Source organism: Bifidobacterium choerinum (genome assembly GCF_002761235.1).
Lineage (GTDB): Bacteria > Actinomycetota > Actinomycetes > Actinomycetales > Bifidobacteriaceae > Bifidobacterium > Bifidobacterium choerinum.
Genome location: NZ_CP018044.1, coordinates 1,731,683 through 1,748,504 on the forward strand (window position 1 = coordinate 1,731,683; position 16,822 = coordinate 1,748,504).

At 68.0% G+C, this 16,822-nt stretch carries 14 protein-coding genes; 13 read left to right on the forward strand and 1 reads right to left on the reverse strand.

Annotation, left to right across the window (positions count from 1 at the left end; all coding sequences use genetic code 11):
* Positions 1–37: 37 nt before the first annotated feature.
* From BcFMB_RS06990 to pyrE, 13 genes are all read left to right on the forward strand, one after another.
* Entirely contained in the window at positions 38–850 is an 813-nt protein-coding gene (locus tag BcFMB_RS06990; protein ID WP_024541360.1) for an ABC transporter ATP-binding protein, read from the forward strand.
* A gap of 96 nt (positions 851–946) precedes the next feature.
* A complete protein-coding gene (locus BcFMB_RS06995; RefSeq protein WP_099721378.1) occupies positions 947–2,014 on the forward strand; it encodes a tRNA (adenine-N1)-methyltransferase in 1,068 nt (355 codons plus the stop codon).
* Positions 2,015–2,092: 78 nt separating this feature from the next.
* Positions 2,093–2,644, forward strand: a complete 552-nt coding sequence (locus BcFMB_RS07000) for a SixA phosphatase family protein (protein ID WP_099721379.1) — start codon at positions 2,093–2,095, stop codon at positions 2,642–2,644.
* Between the two features lie 195 nt (positions 2,645–2,839).
* Positions 2,840–5,140 (forward strand): 5-methyltetrahydropteroyltriglutamate--homocysteine S-methyltransferase, encoded by a 2,301-nt coding sequence (metE, locus tag BcFMB_RS07005; protein ID WP_099721380.1) that lies wholly within the window; start codon positions 2,840–2,842, stop codon positions 5,138–5,140.
* A gap of 144 nt (positions 5,141–5,284) precedes the next feature.
* Positions 5,285–6,121, forward strand: coding sequence for a methylenetetrahydrofolate reductase [NAD(P)H] (gene metF / locus BcFMB_RS07010; RefSeq protein WP_099721381.1), 837 nt, complete (start codon positions 5,285–5,287; stop codon positions 6,119–6,121).
* A 46-nt stretch (positions 6,122–6,167) separates the two neighbouring features.
* Complete coding sequence (locus tag BcFMB_RS07015) at positions 6,168–9,269, forward strand: bifunctional [glutamine synthetase] adenylyltransferase/[glutamine synthetase]-adenylyl-L-tyrosine phosphorylase (protein ID WP_099721382.1); 3,102 nt, start codon at positions 6,168–6,170, stop codon at positions 9,267–9,269.
* A 163-nt stretch (positions 9,270–9,432) separates the two neighbouring features.
* On the forward strand, positions 9,433–10,395 hold the full coding sequence (gene pyrB, locus BcFMB_RS07020; protein ID WP_099721383.1) for an aspartate carbamoyltransferase: 963 nt from the start codon (positions 9,433–9,435) through the stop codon (positions 10,393–10,395).
* Entirely contained in the window at positions 10,395–10,817 is a 423-nt protein-coding gene (locus tag BcFMB_RS07025) for an aspartate carbamoyltransferase regulatory subunit (protein ID WP_024541353.1), read from the forward strand. The genes pyrB and BcFMB_RS07025 overlap by 1 nt, the downstream gene beginning before the upstream one ends.
* Complete coding sequence (locus BcFMB_RS07030) at positions 10,817–12,217, forward strand: dihydroorotase (protein ID WP_099721384.1); 1,401 nt, start codon at positions 10,817–10,819, stop codon at positions 12,215–12,217. Before BcFMB_RS07025 ends, BcFMB_RS07030 begins: the two co-directional genes overlap by 1 nt.
* Positions 12,218–12,277: 60 nt before the next feature.
* Entirely contained in the window at positions 12,278–13,231 is a 954-nt protein-coding gene (gene pyrF, locus BcFMB_RS07035) for an orotidine-5'-phosphate decarboxylase (protein ID WP_099721385.1), read from the forward strand.
* A gap of 72 nt (positions 13,232–13,303) precedes the next feature.
* Positions 13,304–14,122 carry a dihydroorotate dehydrogenase electron transfer subunit gene (locus BcFMB_RS07040; protein WP_099721386.1) on the forward strand — a complete coding sequence of 273 codons (819 nt, stop codon included), beginning with the start codon at positions 13,304–13,306 and terminating at the stop codon, positions 14,120–14,122.
* 5 nt (positions 14,123–14,127) lie between these two features.
* Positions 14,128–15,105 (forward strand): dihydroorotate dehydrogenase, encoded by a 978-nt coding sequence (locus BcFMB_RS07045; protein ID WP_099721387.1) that lies wholly within the window; start codon positions 14,128–14,130, stop codon positions 15,103–15,105.
* Positions 15,106–15,154: 49 nt separating this feature from the next.
* Entirely contained in the window at positions 15,155–15,850 is a 696-nt protein-coding gene (gene pyrE, locus BcFMB_RS07050; RefSeq protein WP_099721388.1) for an orotate phosphoribosyltransferase, read from the forward strand.
* A 142-nt stretch (positions 15,851–15,992) separates the two neighbouring features.
* Here pyrE and BcFMB_RS07055 read toward each other — a convergent pair whose 3' ends face one another.
* Positions 15,993–16,646 (reverse strand): hypothetical protein, encoded by a 654-nt coding sequence (locus BcFMB_RS07055; protein ID WP_099721389.1) that lies wholly within the window; start codon positions 16,644–16,646, stop codon positions 15,993–15,995.
* Positions 16,647–16,822: the final 176 nt, after the last annotated feature.

Below are 16,822 nucleotides of genomic sequence, written 5' to 3' on the forward strand. Positions count from 1 at the left end.
GGGGGAGGACCGGTGCGGCGACGCGCCGGCCGTCGCGATGCGCGGCGTCGGCCTGCGCCGCGCGGGGCGCACGATCCTCGCCGACGTCGACCTGACGGTTGGCCGCGGCGAGAAATGGGTGCTGTTCGGCCCCAACGGCATCGGCAAGTCGACGCTCGTGCGGATGATGGCGACGCGCGGGCACCCCACATGCGGCACCGTCGACGTCCTCGGCCGCAGGCTCGGCAAGGTCGACGTGTTCTCCTACCGCCATCTGATCGGACTGAGCTCGGCCGAGCTGCTGCGCGCGCTGCCCGACGGCGAGGACCCGCTCGACGCCGTCGTCACCGCGCTCAGGGCCGTCACCGGACGCTGGCGCGACACGTACAGCGACGACGAGGTTGCGCGGGCGCGCTCGCTGATGCGCGACTTCGGCATCGAATACCTCATCGGCGGCTCGATGGCGAGGCTGTCCGAGGGCGAACGCACGCGCGTCATGGTCTGCCGTTCGCTGATGGCGCGCTCCGAGCTGCTCATCCTCGACGAGCCGACGACCGGGCTCGACCTGGGCGGCCGCGAGATCGCGCTGCGCGCACTGGGCGCGATCGGACGCGACGACCCGCGCGCCGTCGTCCTCGTCACGCACCGGCTCGAGGAGATCCCGACCGGATTCGACCATGTGGCGATCATGGGCCGCGCGCCCGGCGCCGCGGACCTGTCCGGCGCCGCGGCGGCCCCCGCGCCCGGCACGATCGTCTTCGCCGGCCGCATCGGGGACGGCCTGACCGACGAGCGGCTCTCCGCCGTGTTCGGCCTCGACCTCGAGGTGCGTCATGCGCGCGGCCGCTGGGGCGCGACGCTGCGCGGCTGAGCGCGGGCAAAGCACGTGGCCTCGTGTACGCTGGCGGGTGTCAATGTGCACGAGGACGGCGCGGGCGCCCGCGCCGATGAGTCAAGGAGTCGCCGTATGCGCCGTGGTCCCTTTGTGGCGGGGGAGAAGGTCCAGTTCACCGACCGGAAGTCGAACAAGATCACCGATCAGCTCGTCGTGGGAGGCTCGACGCAGACGGCGCACGGCCTGATCCTGCACGACGACGTCATCGGCATGAGCGAGGGCGTCGTCGTCACGAGCGTGACCGCCAAGCGCGAGGCGCAGGTCAACGCCGCGCATCCCGAACGCGACGCGAACAAGCCGTGGAAGGGCACGCGCGCGATCGGCGGCTGGCAGTTCGCCGTCATGCGCCCGCGCCTGGCCGACTACGTGCTGTCGATGCCGCGCGGCGCGCAGATCATGTATCCGAAGGACACGGCGCAGGTCGTCGAGCTGGGCGACGTCCGCCGTGGCCACCGCGTGCTCGAGTCGGGTGCCGGATCGGGCGCGATGAGCCTGCACCTGCTCGAGGCGTGCGGCGGCGAGGGCGAGCTGACGACGATCGAGCTGCGCCCCGAGTTCGCGAAGGTGGCGCGCGCGAACGTCGACCTGTACTACGGGGGTCATCCGGACAACTGGACGCTGCTGACCGGCGACTTCGACTCGGTCGCCGCCACATTGCCGGCCGGATCGTTCGACCGCGTCATGCTCGACATGCTCGACCCGTGGAACCGCCTCGAACAGGCCGGACGCGTCATTGCGCCGGGCGGCGTGCTCACCTGCTACGTGACGACGACGACGCAGATGGCCCGTCTCGCCGAGGCGCTGCGCGCGTCGGGACGCTGGACCGAGCCGCAGATCCAGGAGACGCTCGAACGCAACTGGAAGGCGCAGGGCCTGGCCGTGCGCCCCGACCACCAGATGATCGGACACACCGGCTTCCTCGTCGTCTCGCGCGCGATGGCCGACGGCTATGAGGCGCTGCGCCGGCGCGAACGCGCGGCGAAGGACACGACGACCGACGTCGACTCGCTCAGCCCCGAGCAGCGCGAGGCGGCCTTCGAGGAGCTCGAGCTGCGCGACATCTCCGACCGCAAGCTGCGCAAGGTGCTGCGCGACCTCGACGCGCAGCTGCGCGCCATCGGCGACGCCGAAGGCGAATAGCGCGCGGCCGGCGCGCCCGGCGCGGGATATACTGCATATGACCCGCCCCAAGGGGCATCGATGGATGAAAGAGCGTGCATGAACGTCAGGAAGGCCGCGAAGAAGGCGAAGGACTACAGGTACGTGCTGCTCGTCATGCGGCACGCGAAGACGGAGCCGCAGAACGCGAAGGGCGACTTCGAACGCGAACTGCTCGACAAGGGCCTCAAGCAGGCCAAGCGCATGGCCAAGGGCCTGAAGTCGATGGGGCTGACGCCCGACCAGATCGACTGCTCGAACGCGGTGCGCGCCCGCCAGACCTGCGAGCGCATGCTCAAGGTGTTCGGCGACGGCCCGAAGGTCGACTACACGAAGTCGCTGTACGAGGACGGCATGCAGTCGGTGTTCGACGCGCTCGCCTCGTGCAAGGACAAGCGGCGCACGCTGCTCGTCCTCGGCCATGAGCCGACCGTGTCGATGGCCTGCCAGTGGCTCGCCGGACCCGGCTCGGAGCCCGACGCCGCCGACCTGCTCACGCTCGGCATGCCCACGGCCTGCGTGGCCGTGTTCGGCTCGTCCGAACCGTTCAGGAAGTGGGGCACGCACGAGGCCGACCTCATCGCCGTGCTCACGCCGAAGGACTTCGACTGACGCCCGTGCGCGCACGGAGCGCGGACGGGGGAATGCGGCCGGACGATCCCGGGGATATAAGCTGCGGTTATGACGTCGTCTCAATAACCGGTATGGCCGTTGAGCCGGGTTTTCGCAAGATTCGGGCGCCGGCGTCCGCTTCGGTCTGCTAGCGTGATGGACGTCGCAGCAAGCAAGACTTCTTTGGAGGCATCCATGAGCGTACCCACGTCCATCTCCGGTTTCCCGCGCATCGGCCGCAACCGCGAGCTCAAGAGGATCATCGAGGCGTACTGGAAGGGCGCCGCGTCGCTCGACGACGTGCGCCGCGTCGGCCGCGAGCTGCGCGCCGAGCATTGGAGGCTCGAGCGCGCCGCCGGCATCGACCTGATCCCGAGCAACGACTTCAGCCTCTACGATCAGATGCTCGACACGGCGATCCTGCTCAACGTGATTCCGGCGCGCTACCGCCGCCTGTCCTTCGCCGAGCCCGAGGAGACGCTGTTCGCGATGGCGCGCGGCTACCAGGGCGAGCGCGGCGACGTGACCGCGCTGCCGATGAAGAAGTGGTTCACGACGAACTACCACTACCTCGTGCCCGAGTTCGACGAGGCGACCGAGGTGCGGCTCAACGGCACGAAGCCCTTCGACGAATACCTCGAGGCGAAGGCGCTGGGCTACGAGACGAAGCCGGTGCTCATCGGCCCCTACACCTTCCTCAAGCTCTCGCGCGACGCCCAGGCGCGCGAACTGACGGTCGACGAGGGCCTCGTCGACGCCGTCGCCGGCGTCTACGCCGAGATCCTGCGCCGCTTCGCCGACCTCGGCGCCGCATGGGTGCAGCTCGACGAGCCCTGCCTCGTGCTCGACAAGGACGACGCCGACGTGCGCCTGTTCAAGTCGCTCTACTCGCGCGTCCTTCCCGCCCGTCAGGACCGGGTCAAGGTGCTGCTCAACACCTACTTCGGCGACATCGCCGACATCTACGAGACCGTCAGGCTCTTCGAATTCGACGGCGTCGGCCTCGACCTGGTCGAGGGCCGCGACGCGAACCTCGCCGCCGTCGAGGCGCACGGCGCCGCCGCGCGCACGACGTTGTTCGCCGGCGTCGTCTCCGGCCGCAACATCTGGCGCAACGACTATGCGGCGAGCATCGCCCTCGTCGAGGCGCTGCGCCACGTCACCGACCACGTCGCCGTCGCCTCCGCCTGCTCGCTGCTGCATGTGCCGTTCAGCACGCAGGGCGAGGAGGCGCTCGGCGACGACGTCCTCAAACACTTCGCGTTCGCCGTAGAGAAGCTCGACGAGGTGCGCGAGATCGCCGACCTCGTCGACCTCGACGACGACGCGAAGCGCTCGTCTGACGTGCTCAGGGCCAACCAGCTGCTGTTCGACGGCAGCCGCGTGGCGCGCGACGAGACCGTCCGCGCGCGCCTCGAGGCGCTGGGCGACGACGACTTCACGCGGCGTCCGGCGCGCGCCGAACGCCAGCGGCTGCAGCACGAGGCGCTCGGACTGCCGCCGCTGCCGACGACGACGATCGGCTCGTTCCCGCAGACCGGTCAGATCCGTGCCGAACGCGCGAAGCTGCGCCACGGCGAGATCGACCGCGACGCCTACGACGCGTTCATCAGGGAGCGCATCGACGACGTGATCCGCAAACAGGAGCGCATCGGCCTCGACGTGCTCGTGCACGGCGAATTCGAACGCAACGACATGGTCGAATACTTCGGCCAGCACCTCAACGGCTTCCTGTTCACGAAGAACGCGTGGGTGCAGTCCTACGGCACGCGCTGCGTCAAGCCGCCGATCGTCTGGTCCGACGTCTCGCGCGCCGAACCGATCACCGTCGCATGGAGCCGCTACGCGCAGTCGAGGACCGACAGGCCGATGAAGGGCATGCTCACCGGCCCAGTCACGATCCTCAACTGGTCGTGGCCGCGCGAGGACATCCCCGCCGAGGAGCAGACGCGCCAGCTCGCGCTCGCGATCCGCGACGAGGTGCTCGACCTGGAGGCCGCCGGCATCCGCATCATCCAGATCGACGAGGCCGCGCTGCGCGAGAAGCTGCCGCTGCGCCGCTCCGACTGGCACGCCAAGTACCTCGACTGGGCGATCCCGGCGTTCCGCCTCGTGCATTCGGGCGTCAAGCCGACCACGCAGATCCACACGCACATGTGCTACTCCGAGTTCAACGACATCATCCGCGACATCGACGCGATGGACGCCGACGTCATCTCCTTCGAGGCGTCGCGCGGCGACCTCGTCGTCCTCGACGCGATCCACGACGCCGACTTCGAGACTGAGGCCGGCCCCGGCGTCTACGACATCCACTCGCCGCGCGTGCCCGGCGAGCAGGAGATCGAGGAACGCATCGGCGAGATCCTCGCGAAGATGGACGTCGACAAGGTGTGGATCAACCCCGACTGCGGCCTCAAGACCCGCGGCGAGGCCGAGACCTGGCCGAGCCTCGAACACATGGTCGAGGCCGCGAAGGCCGTGCGCTCGCGCCTGTAGGGGGCCGCGCCCACGCCGTCGGATCCCCGGCGTCCTCCCCGTCCCGGAGGCGGCCGTTGGGGATCCCGTCCCGACGTCCTCCGTCTTCCTGTTCCCCTCCCTTCCCGTCATTTCCCAACCTCCCGTATCCGAGGACGACCCACCATGCCCATCTTCTCGCTCGAGATCTTCCCTCCTAAACGCACCGCGCCGGTCGGCACGATCTACGACACGCTCGACGGCCTGCAGGGCCTGAGTCCCGCGTTCATCTCCGTGACCTACGGCACCGGCAAATCGGTCGACCGCACCGCCACCGCGCGCATCGCGAACACCGTGCGCGCCGAATACGGCATCCCCGCCGTCGCCCACCTGACCGCCCAGTACCTCGACGAGGCCGGCGCCGACGAGGCGCTCGACCTGTTCGACCAGGCGAAGGTCGCCGGCATCCTCGCACTGCGCGGCGACCGCAACCCCGAACGCGAACCGGCCAACGTGTTCAGCCACGCGTCCGACCTGGCCGCGTTCATCCGCGAACGCCGCCCCGACATGCCGATCTACGGCGCCTGCTACCCAGAGAAGCATCCGCAGGCGGCGAGTCTCGACGAGGACATCGACAACCTCAAACGCAAGGTCGACGCCGGCGTCACCCACCTGATCTCCCAGCTGTTCTACGACGACGAGGACTTCCTGCGCTTCCGCGACAAGGCGCGCGCCGCCGGCATCGACGTGCCGATCGAAGCGGGCATCATGCCCGTCGTCAACGCGGGCTCGGTGCGCCACATGGCCGACCTGTGCGGCTCGAGGATCCCCGAGAGGCTCGCCGTCATGCTCGAGATGTGGGGACAGGACCCCGCATCCCTCAAGGAGGCCGGCGTCGTCTACGCGTCCGAGCAGATCCGCGACCTCGTCGCCCGCGGCGTCGACGGCATCCACCTGTATACGATGAACCGGCCGTGCGCCGCCCGGCGCATCTGGGCGAACACGAAGGTGTTCTTCGCCTGAACCCTCGCGCGCCCGAAGCGTCATCCAGCGCGGGTAGATTGGACCCATGGAACAAGGCACACCGACGAACATTCCCACACGCGACGTCATCCACGCCGGACTGCAGCACATCAGCCGTGCGAAGCAGCTGCTTGGCGACCTGGCCGGCCCCGACGACGGGTGCGCCGTCGCCGTGCTGCTCGGCCAGCTCGCCGAATGCGACGACCCGGACACGGCGCTCGCGAACCTCGTCGACATTCGCCGCGCGCTCGACGAGCGCGGCGAACCGCTGTCGTCGATCGTCGCCGACGAGGCGCAGATGACACGGCTGATCGGCGTGCTCGGCGCCTCGAACGCAATGGGCACGCTGATGCGCTTCCGCCCCGACCTCGTGCGCGCCGCCGTCACGCCGCCGCGCGACACGGCGATCGTCACGCGCGAGGCGCGCCGCGCGCGCATCCTCGACGCCGTCGGCGCCGACCCCGCCTCGGTGATCCCCGTGGCCGGCAAGGTGCTCGCCGAGGCGGCCGGCGCGTTGCGCGCCGACTACCGCGAACAGCTCGCCGCGATCATGGCGCAGGACGTGACCGCCGGCGACCCGATCGAGATCCAGCCGAAGATCAGCGCCGAACTGTCCGACCTGGCCGACGCGGCGCTCGAAGGGGCGCTTGCGATCGCCAGACGCGAGGTGGCCGGCTCCGAGCATGTGCGCTTCGCCGTCATCGGCATGGGCAAGCTCGGCGCTCGCGAACTCAACTACGTCTCCGACGTCGACCTCATCTACGTCGTCGAACCCGCCGACGACCACATCGACAACACGGCATTGACGCGCATCGGCACGAAGATCGCGACGACATTGCAGCGCGTGTGCCAGTCCGTCGTGGCCGGCGTGGCCGAGCAGCCGCTGTGGCAGATCGACGGGGCGCTGCGCCCCGAAGGCAAGGACGGCCCGCTCGTGCGCCGCCTCGAGGCGCATCGGGCCTACTACGAGCAGTGGGCGCAGAACTGGGAGTTCCAGGCGCTGCTCAAGGCGCGCGCCGTGGCCGGCGACGCCGCGCTCGGCGCCGACTACGAGGCGATGGCCGCGCGCTTCGTGTGGTCGGCCGCCCGGCGCGACAACTTCGTCAACGACTGCCAGCGCATGCGCGAACGCGTCGAGGACCTCATCGCCGCGCCGCTCAAGGACCGCGAGATCAAGCTCGGCCGCGGCGGCCTGCGCGACGTCGAGTTCACCGTGCAGATGCTGCAGCTCGTGCACGGCCGCACCGACCCGTCGCTGCGCGTGCGCTCGACGCTCGACGCGCTTCAGGCGCTCTCCGACGGCGGCTACGTCTCACGCCCGCAGGCGAAGGCGCTGCGTTGGGACTACCGTTTCGAACGTGTCCTCGAACACCGCCAGCAGATATGGATGCTCAAACGCACCCACCTGTTCCCCGACCTGGGCCGCGGCAACGTCGGCGGCCTCGAGAAGAAACGCGCGATCGACGCCGACGAGCTCAACCAGAGCCCCGAGATGCACCGTCTGGCGCGCGTCTTCCACATGCTGCCCGAACAGCTCGTCGACCAGTACGACGAGACGCGCCGCGAGGTGCGCCGCCTGCACAACGACATCTACTACCGGCCGATGCTGCCGATCTCGGCGACGAGCCCCGACGAGACGGTCGAACTGAGCGAGCAGGCGACGCTCGAACGCTACGAGGCGATCGGATTCGCCGACCCGGCCGCCGCGCTGCGGCATGTGCGCGCGCTGACCGACGGCGTCACGCGCGCCGCGAAGATCAACCGCATCCTGCTGCCCGCCGTGCTGCGCTGGCTGGGCGAGGGGCAGAACCCGGACATGGGCCTGCTGTACTGGCGCACCCTCGAGGAACGCTTCGGCGGCGAACACGAATATCTCGGCTTCCTGCGCGACTCGCCGTCCGCCGCCCAGCGCCTGTGCCATGTGCTGTCCAACTCCCGCTACCTGGGCGACGCGCTGGGCAAGTCCCTCGAATCGATCACCTGGCTCGGCGACGACGCGAAGCTGCACGCCCGCCCGCGCGCGAGCCTCGACACGCAGTGCGCGGCGATCATCGACCGCCATTCGCATTCGGACCGGGAGGCGGCCACGGCGCTGCGCGCGCTGCGCCGTCACGAGATCGAACGCATCGGTCTGGGATGGATGAGCGGCGTCATCGAGGCGCCCGAGATGCTCGCGGGCATGACCGACGTGTACGACGCGATCCTCGACGCCACGCTGCGCTGGTCCGTCGCCGCCCAGATGCGCGAGGACGGCGCCGCGCAGGCGCCCGCCGCGATTGCGATCATCGCGATGGGCCGCTACGGCGGCCGCGAGGTCAACTTCAGCTCCGACGCCGACGTCATCGTCATCTACCGTCCCGCCGCCGGCGCCGACGACGCGACCGCCAACCGCTTCGCGCGCAAGGTGCAGGAGCGGCTGCGCATGCTCATGCAGGGCCCCGTCAGCCTCGAACCGAAGATCGAACTCGACATGGACCTGCGCCCCGAAGGCAAGAACGGCCCGCTCGTGCGCTCCTACGCCTCATGCGAGGAGTACTACCGCTCCTGGTCGAGCACATGGGAACGCCAGGCGCTGCTGCGCGCCCGCGCCGCCGCCGGCGACATGACGCTCGCCGACGACTTCCTCACCGCCATCGCCGACCCGCTGCGCTACCCCGATCGGCCGCTGACCGACGAGGAGATCGGTGAGATCCGCCGCCTCAAGGCGCGCATGGAGGCCGAACGCCTGCCGCGCGGCGTGCGCCGTGACCGCCACCTCAAGCTCGGCAAGGGCGGCCTGAGCGACGTCGAATGGACCGTGCAGCTGCTGCAGCTGCAGCATGCGCACGACGACCCGGCGCTGCGCGTCAACTCGACGACGGAGGCGCTCGACGCGCTCGTCGCCGCCGGCCACATCGGCGAGGAGGACGCGAAGATCCTCGGCGAGGCGTGGCAGCTGTGCACCGACGCGCGCAACGGCAACTACCTGTGGAGCGGACGCGCCGCCCAGGCCGACATCCTGCCGACCGACATGTACTCGCTCGGCGGCATCGCCGTCTACCTCGGCTACGACGCCAACCACGGCCAGCGCTTCGAGAACGACATTCTCGCCCAGATGCGCCGCAGCCGCGAGGTGTGCGAGCGGCTGTTCTACGGCGCCGAACAGTGATCCCGACCGCATACTGAGACGGGAAACGCCCCGGGCCCCGTCCGGGGCGCGCCAATAGGCGGGTGCGGTTATAGTTGGATAGGTCACTTCGGTGATCACCTTCATACTCGGTAAGAAAGGTGAGTCATTGGCTAGCGAAGCACACACCGCACCCGCCACTTCGATGGTCGGGAGAAGCGTCATCACATTGGACGACCTGTCCATCGCGCAGATCCGCGAACTGCTCGACAAGGCGCAGTACATCGACGCGCACCGCACCCAAGTGGCGCACACCTGCGAAGGCAGGGTGCTCGCCACTTTGTTCTATGAGCCGAGTACACGCACGCGCCTGAGCTTCGAGACGGCGATGCTGCGCCTGGGCGGCAAGGTCATCGGATTCGCCGGCGCCCAGCTCGCCTCGGTCACCAAGGGCGAATCGATCGCCGACACGCTCAAGACCGTCTCCAACTACGTCGACGTCGTCGCGATCCGCCACCCCAAGGAAGGCGCCGCGCTCGTCGCCGCCGACGCCGCATCCGTGCCCGTCATCAACGCCGGCGACGGCGGCCACATGCACCCCACGCAGACGCTCGCCGACCTGGCGACGCTGCGCTCGCGCTTCGGCCGCGTCAACGACCTGACGATCGGCCTGTGCGGCGACCTGACTTTCGGACGCACCGTGCATTCGCTCATCGAGACGCTGTGCCGCTTCGGCGACGTGCGCTTCGTGCTGATCTCCCCGAAGGAGCTCAGGACGCCGCAGTACGTGCTCAACCGCATCAACGCGACCAAGGACTGCTCGTACGTCGAGGTCAGCGACCTGAGCGAGGTCATCGGCGACCTCGACGCGCTGTACATGACGCGCGTGCAGAAGGAACGCTTCTTCAACGAGGACGACTACCTGCGTCTGCGCGACACGTACATCCTCGACGAGGCGAAGCTCTCACGCGCCAAGGCGGACATGGCGGTGCTCCATCCGCTGCCGCGCGTCAACGAGATCGCCAAGGAGGTGGACGACGACCCGCGCGCCGCCTACTTCGAACAGGTCAGGAACGGCATGCTCATGCGCATGGCGTTGGAAAGCTCGGTGCTCGGCGACGAACTGCCGGGATTCGCCGCCTACGAGAACAAGGAGGTCGCCGCCTGATGGAGGTCACCAGCATCCAGGACGGGATCATCATCGACCATGTGCCGGCCGGCACGGCGCTCAAGGTGCTCGAGTACCTGCGCATCAACCCGGCCGCGACGAAGCTCGCGCTGATCATGAACACCGATTCGCGCCGCTATGGCACGAAGGACATCATCAAGATCGAGGACGCGGACACGGCGATCGACCTCGACGTGCTCGGCCTCGTGGCGCGTTCGGCGACCGTCGATGTCATCCACGGCGGACGCATCGTCGACAAGAAGACGCCGACGCTGCCCGAACGCGTCGTCAACGTCATCACCTGCGTCAACCCGCGCTGCGTGACGACGACCGAGCCGGGCATCGACCAGGTCTTCTACCTCGACCGCACCGACGGGGACGTGTACCGCTGCCGCTACTGCGACGAGGAGGCCGAGTTCTGATGGCTATCGTCTTTTCCGACATCCGCGTGTGGGACACCGGCGAGCATATCGACCTGGTCGTGCCCGACGGGCGCGACGTGACCGTCGACGCCTCGCACCTGACGGTGGCGCCGGGCCTCGAGGACCCGCACGTGCATTTCCGCGACCCGGGCCAGACGCACAAGGAGACGATGGTCACCGGCTGTGCCGCCGCGGCCGCCGGCGGCTACACGAACGTGCTCATCATGCCGAACACGGTCCCGGCGATGGACGGGCGGATCGTCACGCCGGGGGAGCCGGGCGCCGACGAGGTCCTCGCCGCCGGCTGCGACAACGTCATCGACTACCTGCAGCACTACGAGCGGATCCACGGCGTGACATTGCCGGTGCGCTACGAGCTGTGCGTGTGCGCGACGAAGGGACGCGCCGGCAAGGAGCCGACCGAGCCGAAGGACTGGGCGTGGTACATGCCCGGCCACGACGACGAGAAGGACGCGGCGCAGATCGCGCACCCGGTCACGGCGATGAGCGACGACGGCTCGGCCGTGCCCACGCCGGTGCTGCGCGACGTGCTCGCGAACATCAAGGAGACGGGGCTGTACCTCATCGAGCACTGCGAGCACCACGACGTCGGCGCCGTCAACGAAGGCCCCGTCGCCAGGAAGCTCGGCGTGCCCGGCATCCCCGAGGAGACCGAGCTGGCGGTCGTGCAGCGCGACATCGACATGGTGCGCGAGACCGGCGTGCACGTGCACTTCCAGCACGTGAGCACGGCGATCAGCTTCGATGCGATCCGGCGCGCCAAGGCCGAGGGCCTGCCGATCACCTGCGAGACGGCGCCGCACTACCTGGCCCTAAGCGACGAGGCGCTGCTCGAATACGGCACGCGCGCGAAGATGAACCCGCCGCTGAGAAGCGAGAAGGACCGCCAGGCCACGATCGCCGCGATCGCCGACGGCACCGTCGACATGATCGCCACCGACCACGCCCCGCACACCGCCGACGAGAAGGCGCTCGGCTTCCTCGAGGCGCCCAACGGCATCATCGGCCTCGAATGCGCGTTCGCCGTCTGCCACACGGTCCTCGTCGACGGCGGCTGGATCGGCGACGAACGGCTCATCGAACTCATGGCGCTCAACCCGGCCTCGCTGATGGGACGCCACTCGACCGACATCGCCGGCCTGCTCAACACGAGCGCGAAGTGCGCGACGAAACGCACGCTCGACCTGGGCGTGACCGAACATCCCGAACGCCACGACCTCGTCATCCTCGGCCTCGACGACGCATGGACGATCCATGCGGACGAGTTCAGGTCGAAGGCGCGCAACACGCCGTTCGACGGATGGGAGGTCACCGGCAGGCCGTATGCGACGATCATCGGATCGCGCATGGCCTCCAGCCGCCTCGACGCGCTCGCCTGAGCGCGGGCGCCGCCGCATGCCGCATCCGCAAACACCGTACGAGAACAACCAAGGAGCAGGATGGACCGCCTCATCGAAGCCATCGAATCCAAGCAGAATCCGAGCGTCGTCGGACTCGACCCCACGCCGGCGCTCGTGCCCGCCCAGGTCATGGACGCCTACCGCCTCGAAGCCGACGAATACGTCGAGGACGCCGACGACAACCTCGCCGCGACCGGCGCGGCCGCCGCGTACTTCGAATTCAACCGCGCGATCATCGACGCGGTCGCCGACATCGTCCCCGCCGTCAAGCCGCAGATCGCGATGTACGAGGCGCTCGGCCCGGCCGGCGTCGACTGCTACACGATGACCTGCCAGTACGCGCGCGAGCAGGGCCTGTACGTGATCGGCGATGTCAAGCGCGGCGACATCGGCTCGACGGCCGCCGCCTACGCGAAGCACCTGACCGGCTTCGACGGTGCCGACGTGTGGCATGAGGACGCGCTCACCGTCAACCCCTACCTCGGCTCCGACGGCATCGAGCCGTTCGTCGAGGCCGCCAAGGAGGCCGACCGCGACCTGTTCGTCCTCGTGCGCACGTCGAACCCGTCCTCCGCGCAGATCCAGGAGCTCGAACTGGCCGACGGCGGCCGCGTCTACGAACACGTCGCCGACCTCGTCGAGAGCTGGGGCGCCGGCACGATCGGCCGTTTCGGCTACGCGCGCACCGGCGCCGTCGTCGGCGCCACCCATCCCGAGGAGGGCGCCGCGCTGCGCGAGCGCATGCCGCACACCTTCTTCCTCGTGCCCGGCTACGGCGCGCAGGGCGGCACCGCCGCCTCGGTCGCCGGCATGTTCGACCGCGACGGCTCCGGCGCGATCGTCAACTCGTCGCGCGGCATCATCGGCGCATGGCGCGACGACGAACGCTACAGCACGGACCTCGAACCCGAGACCGCGCTCGACATCGTCGCCGCGAACGCGCGGCGCGCCGCCGAGGACATGCGCGACCAGCTGCGCGTCGCGCTCGCCTGAGCCACCCCAGGCCGGCAGCGGCCACAGCGGAGAAGAAACCCACAGCAGAGAAGAAAGAGGGACAGGACACCCATGCCAACCACAGCGTTTTCCCACACGGTGGAGGATGCCGTATCGAACGGCCGCACGCCGACCAGACGCACCGTCGACGTCGTCGACGTGCGCGAACTGACGCCCGGCGTCGTGCGTCTGACGTTCCGCGACGAGTTCATCGCCGCCAACGTCCAGCCTGCACAGTTCGTCAACCTGTACTCGTCCAACCCGCAGCATCTGATGCCGCGCCCCTTCGGCGTCAGCGACGTCGACGGCGACCGGGTCAGCCTGATCTTCGCCGTCGTCGGCTACGGCACCGGCGAGTTCGCGCACCTGAAGGCCGGCGACCATGTGGACGTGCTGGGACCCCTGGGCAGGCCCTTCGACCTGCGCCGCGCGGCCGACTACCTGCTCGTCGGCGGGGGACTGGGCATCCCGCCGCTGCTCGAGGCGGCGCAGGCGCTCGCCGGACGCGACGACTGCCGCGCGATCGCCGTGCTCGGCTACCGCGACGCGCATTTCGCCGACGTGTACGCGGCCAAGTACGCCGACGAGGTGCACAGCATCGACGAGTCGGAAGGCAACGTGCTCACGCTGCTCGAACGCCTGTGGCCGGCGCTGCAGGAGAGCGGCCGTGAGCTGATCATCCTGTCGTGCGGTCCGACGCCGATGATGAAGGCGGTCGCCGAATGGGCGTCCAAGCGCGGCGTCGACGCGCAGCTGAGCATGGAGCAGCGCATGGGCTGCGGCTACGGCACCTGCGTCGCCTGCACAATCGACACGCGCGACGGGCGCGAGAAGGTGTGCGAGGCCGGACCGGTCTTCACCGCGCACCAGCTGGGATGGGACAACAAGTGAGCCAGATGAGCGAGGACAACGTGAACATCGAACAGGAACTCAACGAAACCCCGACGAGCGTCTACGCGCCGCACGAATGGCGCCACGGCACCGTCGTCGCCGGCGTGCCGTGGAAGAACCCGGTCGGCACCGCCTCCGGCACCTTCAACGTGTACGCGTGCGGGCAGTTCTACGACGTGTCCCAGATGGGGTCGGTCACCACGAAGGGCGTCTCGCCGGTCGAATGGCTCGGCAACCCGGGCGTGCGCACCGCCGAAAGCCCGGCCGGCACCGTCAACGCCGTCGGCCTGCAGAATCCCGGCGTCGACCATTACCTCGCACACGACCTGCCGTACCTCAAGGACCTCGGCGCCACCGTCATCGCGAACGTCGCCGGCCACTGCGACGACGACTACGCGCAGGTCGTCGACAAGCTCGCCGACTCGGACGCCGACATGCTCGAGATCAACGTCAGCTGCCCGAACGTGACGCACGGCGGCATGTCCGTCGGCACCGACCCGGCCGCGCTGGGCAAGCTCATGGACCGGCTGCGCCCGATGACCGACAAGCCGATGATCGTCAAGCTCACGCCGAACGTCACCGACATCGCGGCGATCGCGCGCGCCGCCGTCGAGGGCGGCGCCGATGCCTTAAGCATGATCAACACGCTCGTCGGCATGCGCATCGACATCAGGACCGGCGAGCCGATCATCGCCAACCGCACCGGCGGCGTGTCCGGACCCGCCGTCTTCCCGGTGGGCCTGGCCTGCGTGTGGCGCGTGCGCGCCGCGCTGCCCGACATCCCGATCATCGGCATCGGCGGCATCGACTCGGGCGAGAAGGCCCTCGAATACCTCTACGCCGGCGCCAACGCCGTCGAGGTCGGCGGCGCCGCGCTGTACGACCCGACCGCGCCGATCCGCGTCGCCCTCGAGCTCGAGGAGCTCCTCGACTCCAGGCCCGAACTGACCGAAAAGCTCGCCAAGGGCGACACCTGGCGCTGAAGACGCCTCCCGACGACACCACAGACCACCAATTCCGGAAGGAGACACGATGTTCGACTCCCTCGACCACCGATTCACCAAGTTCCTGCTCGAATCGAACGCCCTGAAATTCGGCGACTTCACGTTGAAGTCCGGACGGCGCTCGCCGTACTTCATCAACGCCGGCGCCTTCGACGACGGCAGGAAGATCGCGACGCTCGGCGCGTTCTACGCCGAGAAGATCCAGACCGAGATCGACGACGAGCAGCTGCCCGCCCGCATCGACACGATCTTCGGCCCGGCGTACAAGGGAATCCCGCTCGCCGTCGCCACCTCGATCGCGCTCGAGCTCAACTACGGCGTCACCGTCGGCTACACCTTCGACCGCAAGGAGAGGAAGGACCACGGCGACGGCGGCACGATGGTCGGCAAGCCGCTCGACGACGGCATGAACGTGCTGCTCGTCGACGACGTGATGACCGCCGGCACCGCCGTACGCGAGGTCGTCCCCAAACTCAAGGAGCAGGCCGACGTCAACATCGTCGGACTCGTGCTCTCCGTCGACCGCATGGAGAAGACGAAGGACAGCGATCTGTCCGCCGTGCAGGACGTGCAGAGGGAGTTCGGCTTCCCGGTGTTCGCGATCGCGAACGTCAAGGAGATCTTCGCCGCCGGCCGCGAACTGCCCGACGACGAAGGTGCTCCGTACGTTTCCGATGAGATCGCCAGGGCCGCCGAGGAGTACCTGACGCGGTACGGGGCGTGAGAGGACTCACGGATTGGATAATGAATGGCATGTGGGGACGCAGGTTCTCTGACCGGACAACCTGCGTCCCCACATACGCTTTTGGGCTTAATGCGCAGCGTCGATTCTTTGTTACCCACGCGGATGATGAATCAATGCTTTTCTAGTATCTGTGCTGCGGCTTTCTCCCGGAATTGATATCCTCGGCGTATTTCATGAGATGCTTTATGTTTTTGGAGCTCCAGCCATGTGCAGCTGCCCACTCGGCCATTGCGATTGGGTCGAATGTGACCCCAGTATCATGCAGCTGCAGCATCTCTCGAATGAGGATCGACTTGTCTGTCCCATTGCCGCCGATCGAATTGTTCAGATTCATTATTTCGGAGACGAAATGCAGCATCTCGCGAACATCGTCGGCAAGTACGATTGGAGTTGCGTGAGCGTCGGCCTGCAGCAAGACCTCGGCGTTTACCTCTTTGGACCATAGAGTTAGATCGTCTCCACGAATCACGCATAAGGCGGTGGTGCCCGTGGCGCGCATGATATTTCCAAGATCTATGACGGTGGGATACATTGCCAAGACAGGACCATACGCGGAAAAGATATGTGGCTGTGATGTAACGTGATTCACTTGTTCGTGGGAGATCAGCTGGCTAATGAAGGGATTGGCGTCAGCCCCCTTCTTCGTGTGCGTCCACACAGTCAATGGTTCGTCCAGTTGCTGCCAATGAGCAAGCCACCACTCAGCGCCTGTCCGCTCTCCTTCGGGCGTAGCGTCGGCGATCGCGCAGGGGAATGAGGGGTCGAATATAGCCATTTAGCTCCTTTCGCTAGGCATCTACTTTCTCGAACATATGTTCGAGCGTTGTCGAGTGTAGCATACTATGACATCGATATTCAATGGGTATTCCGCCGATGATGGATCAGAGCCCATTGTCTCTGGCCACGTATCGAGGGAAACTTTGCGCGATACATAAGTGTCGAAATCGTGCA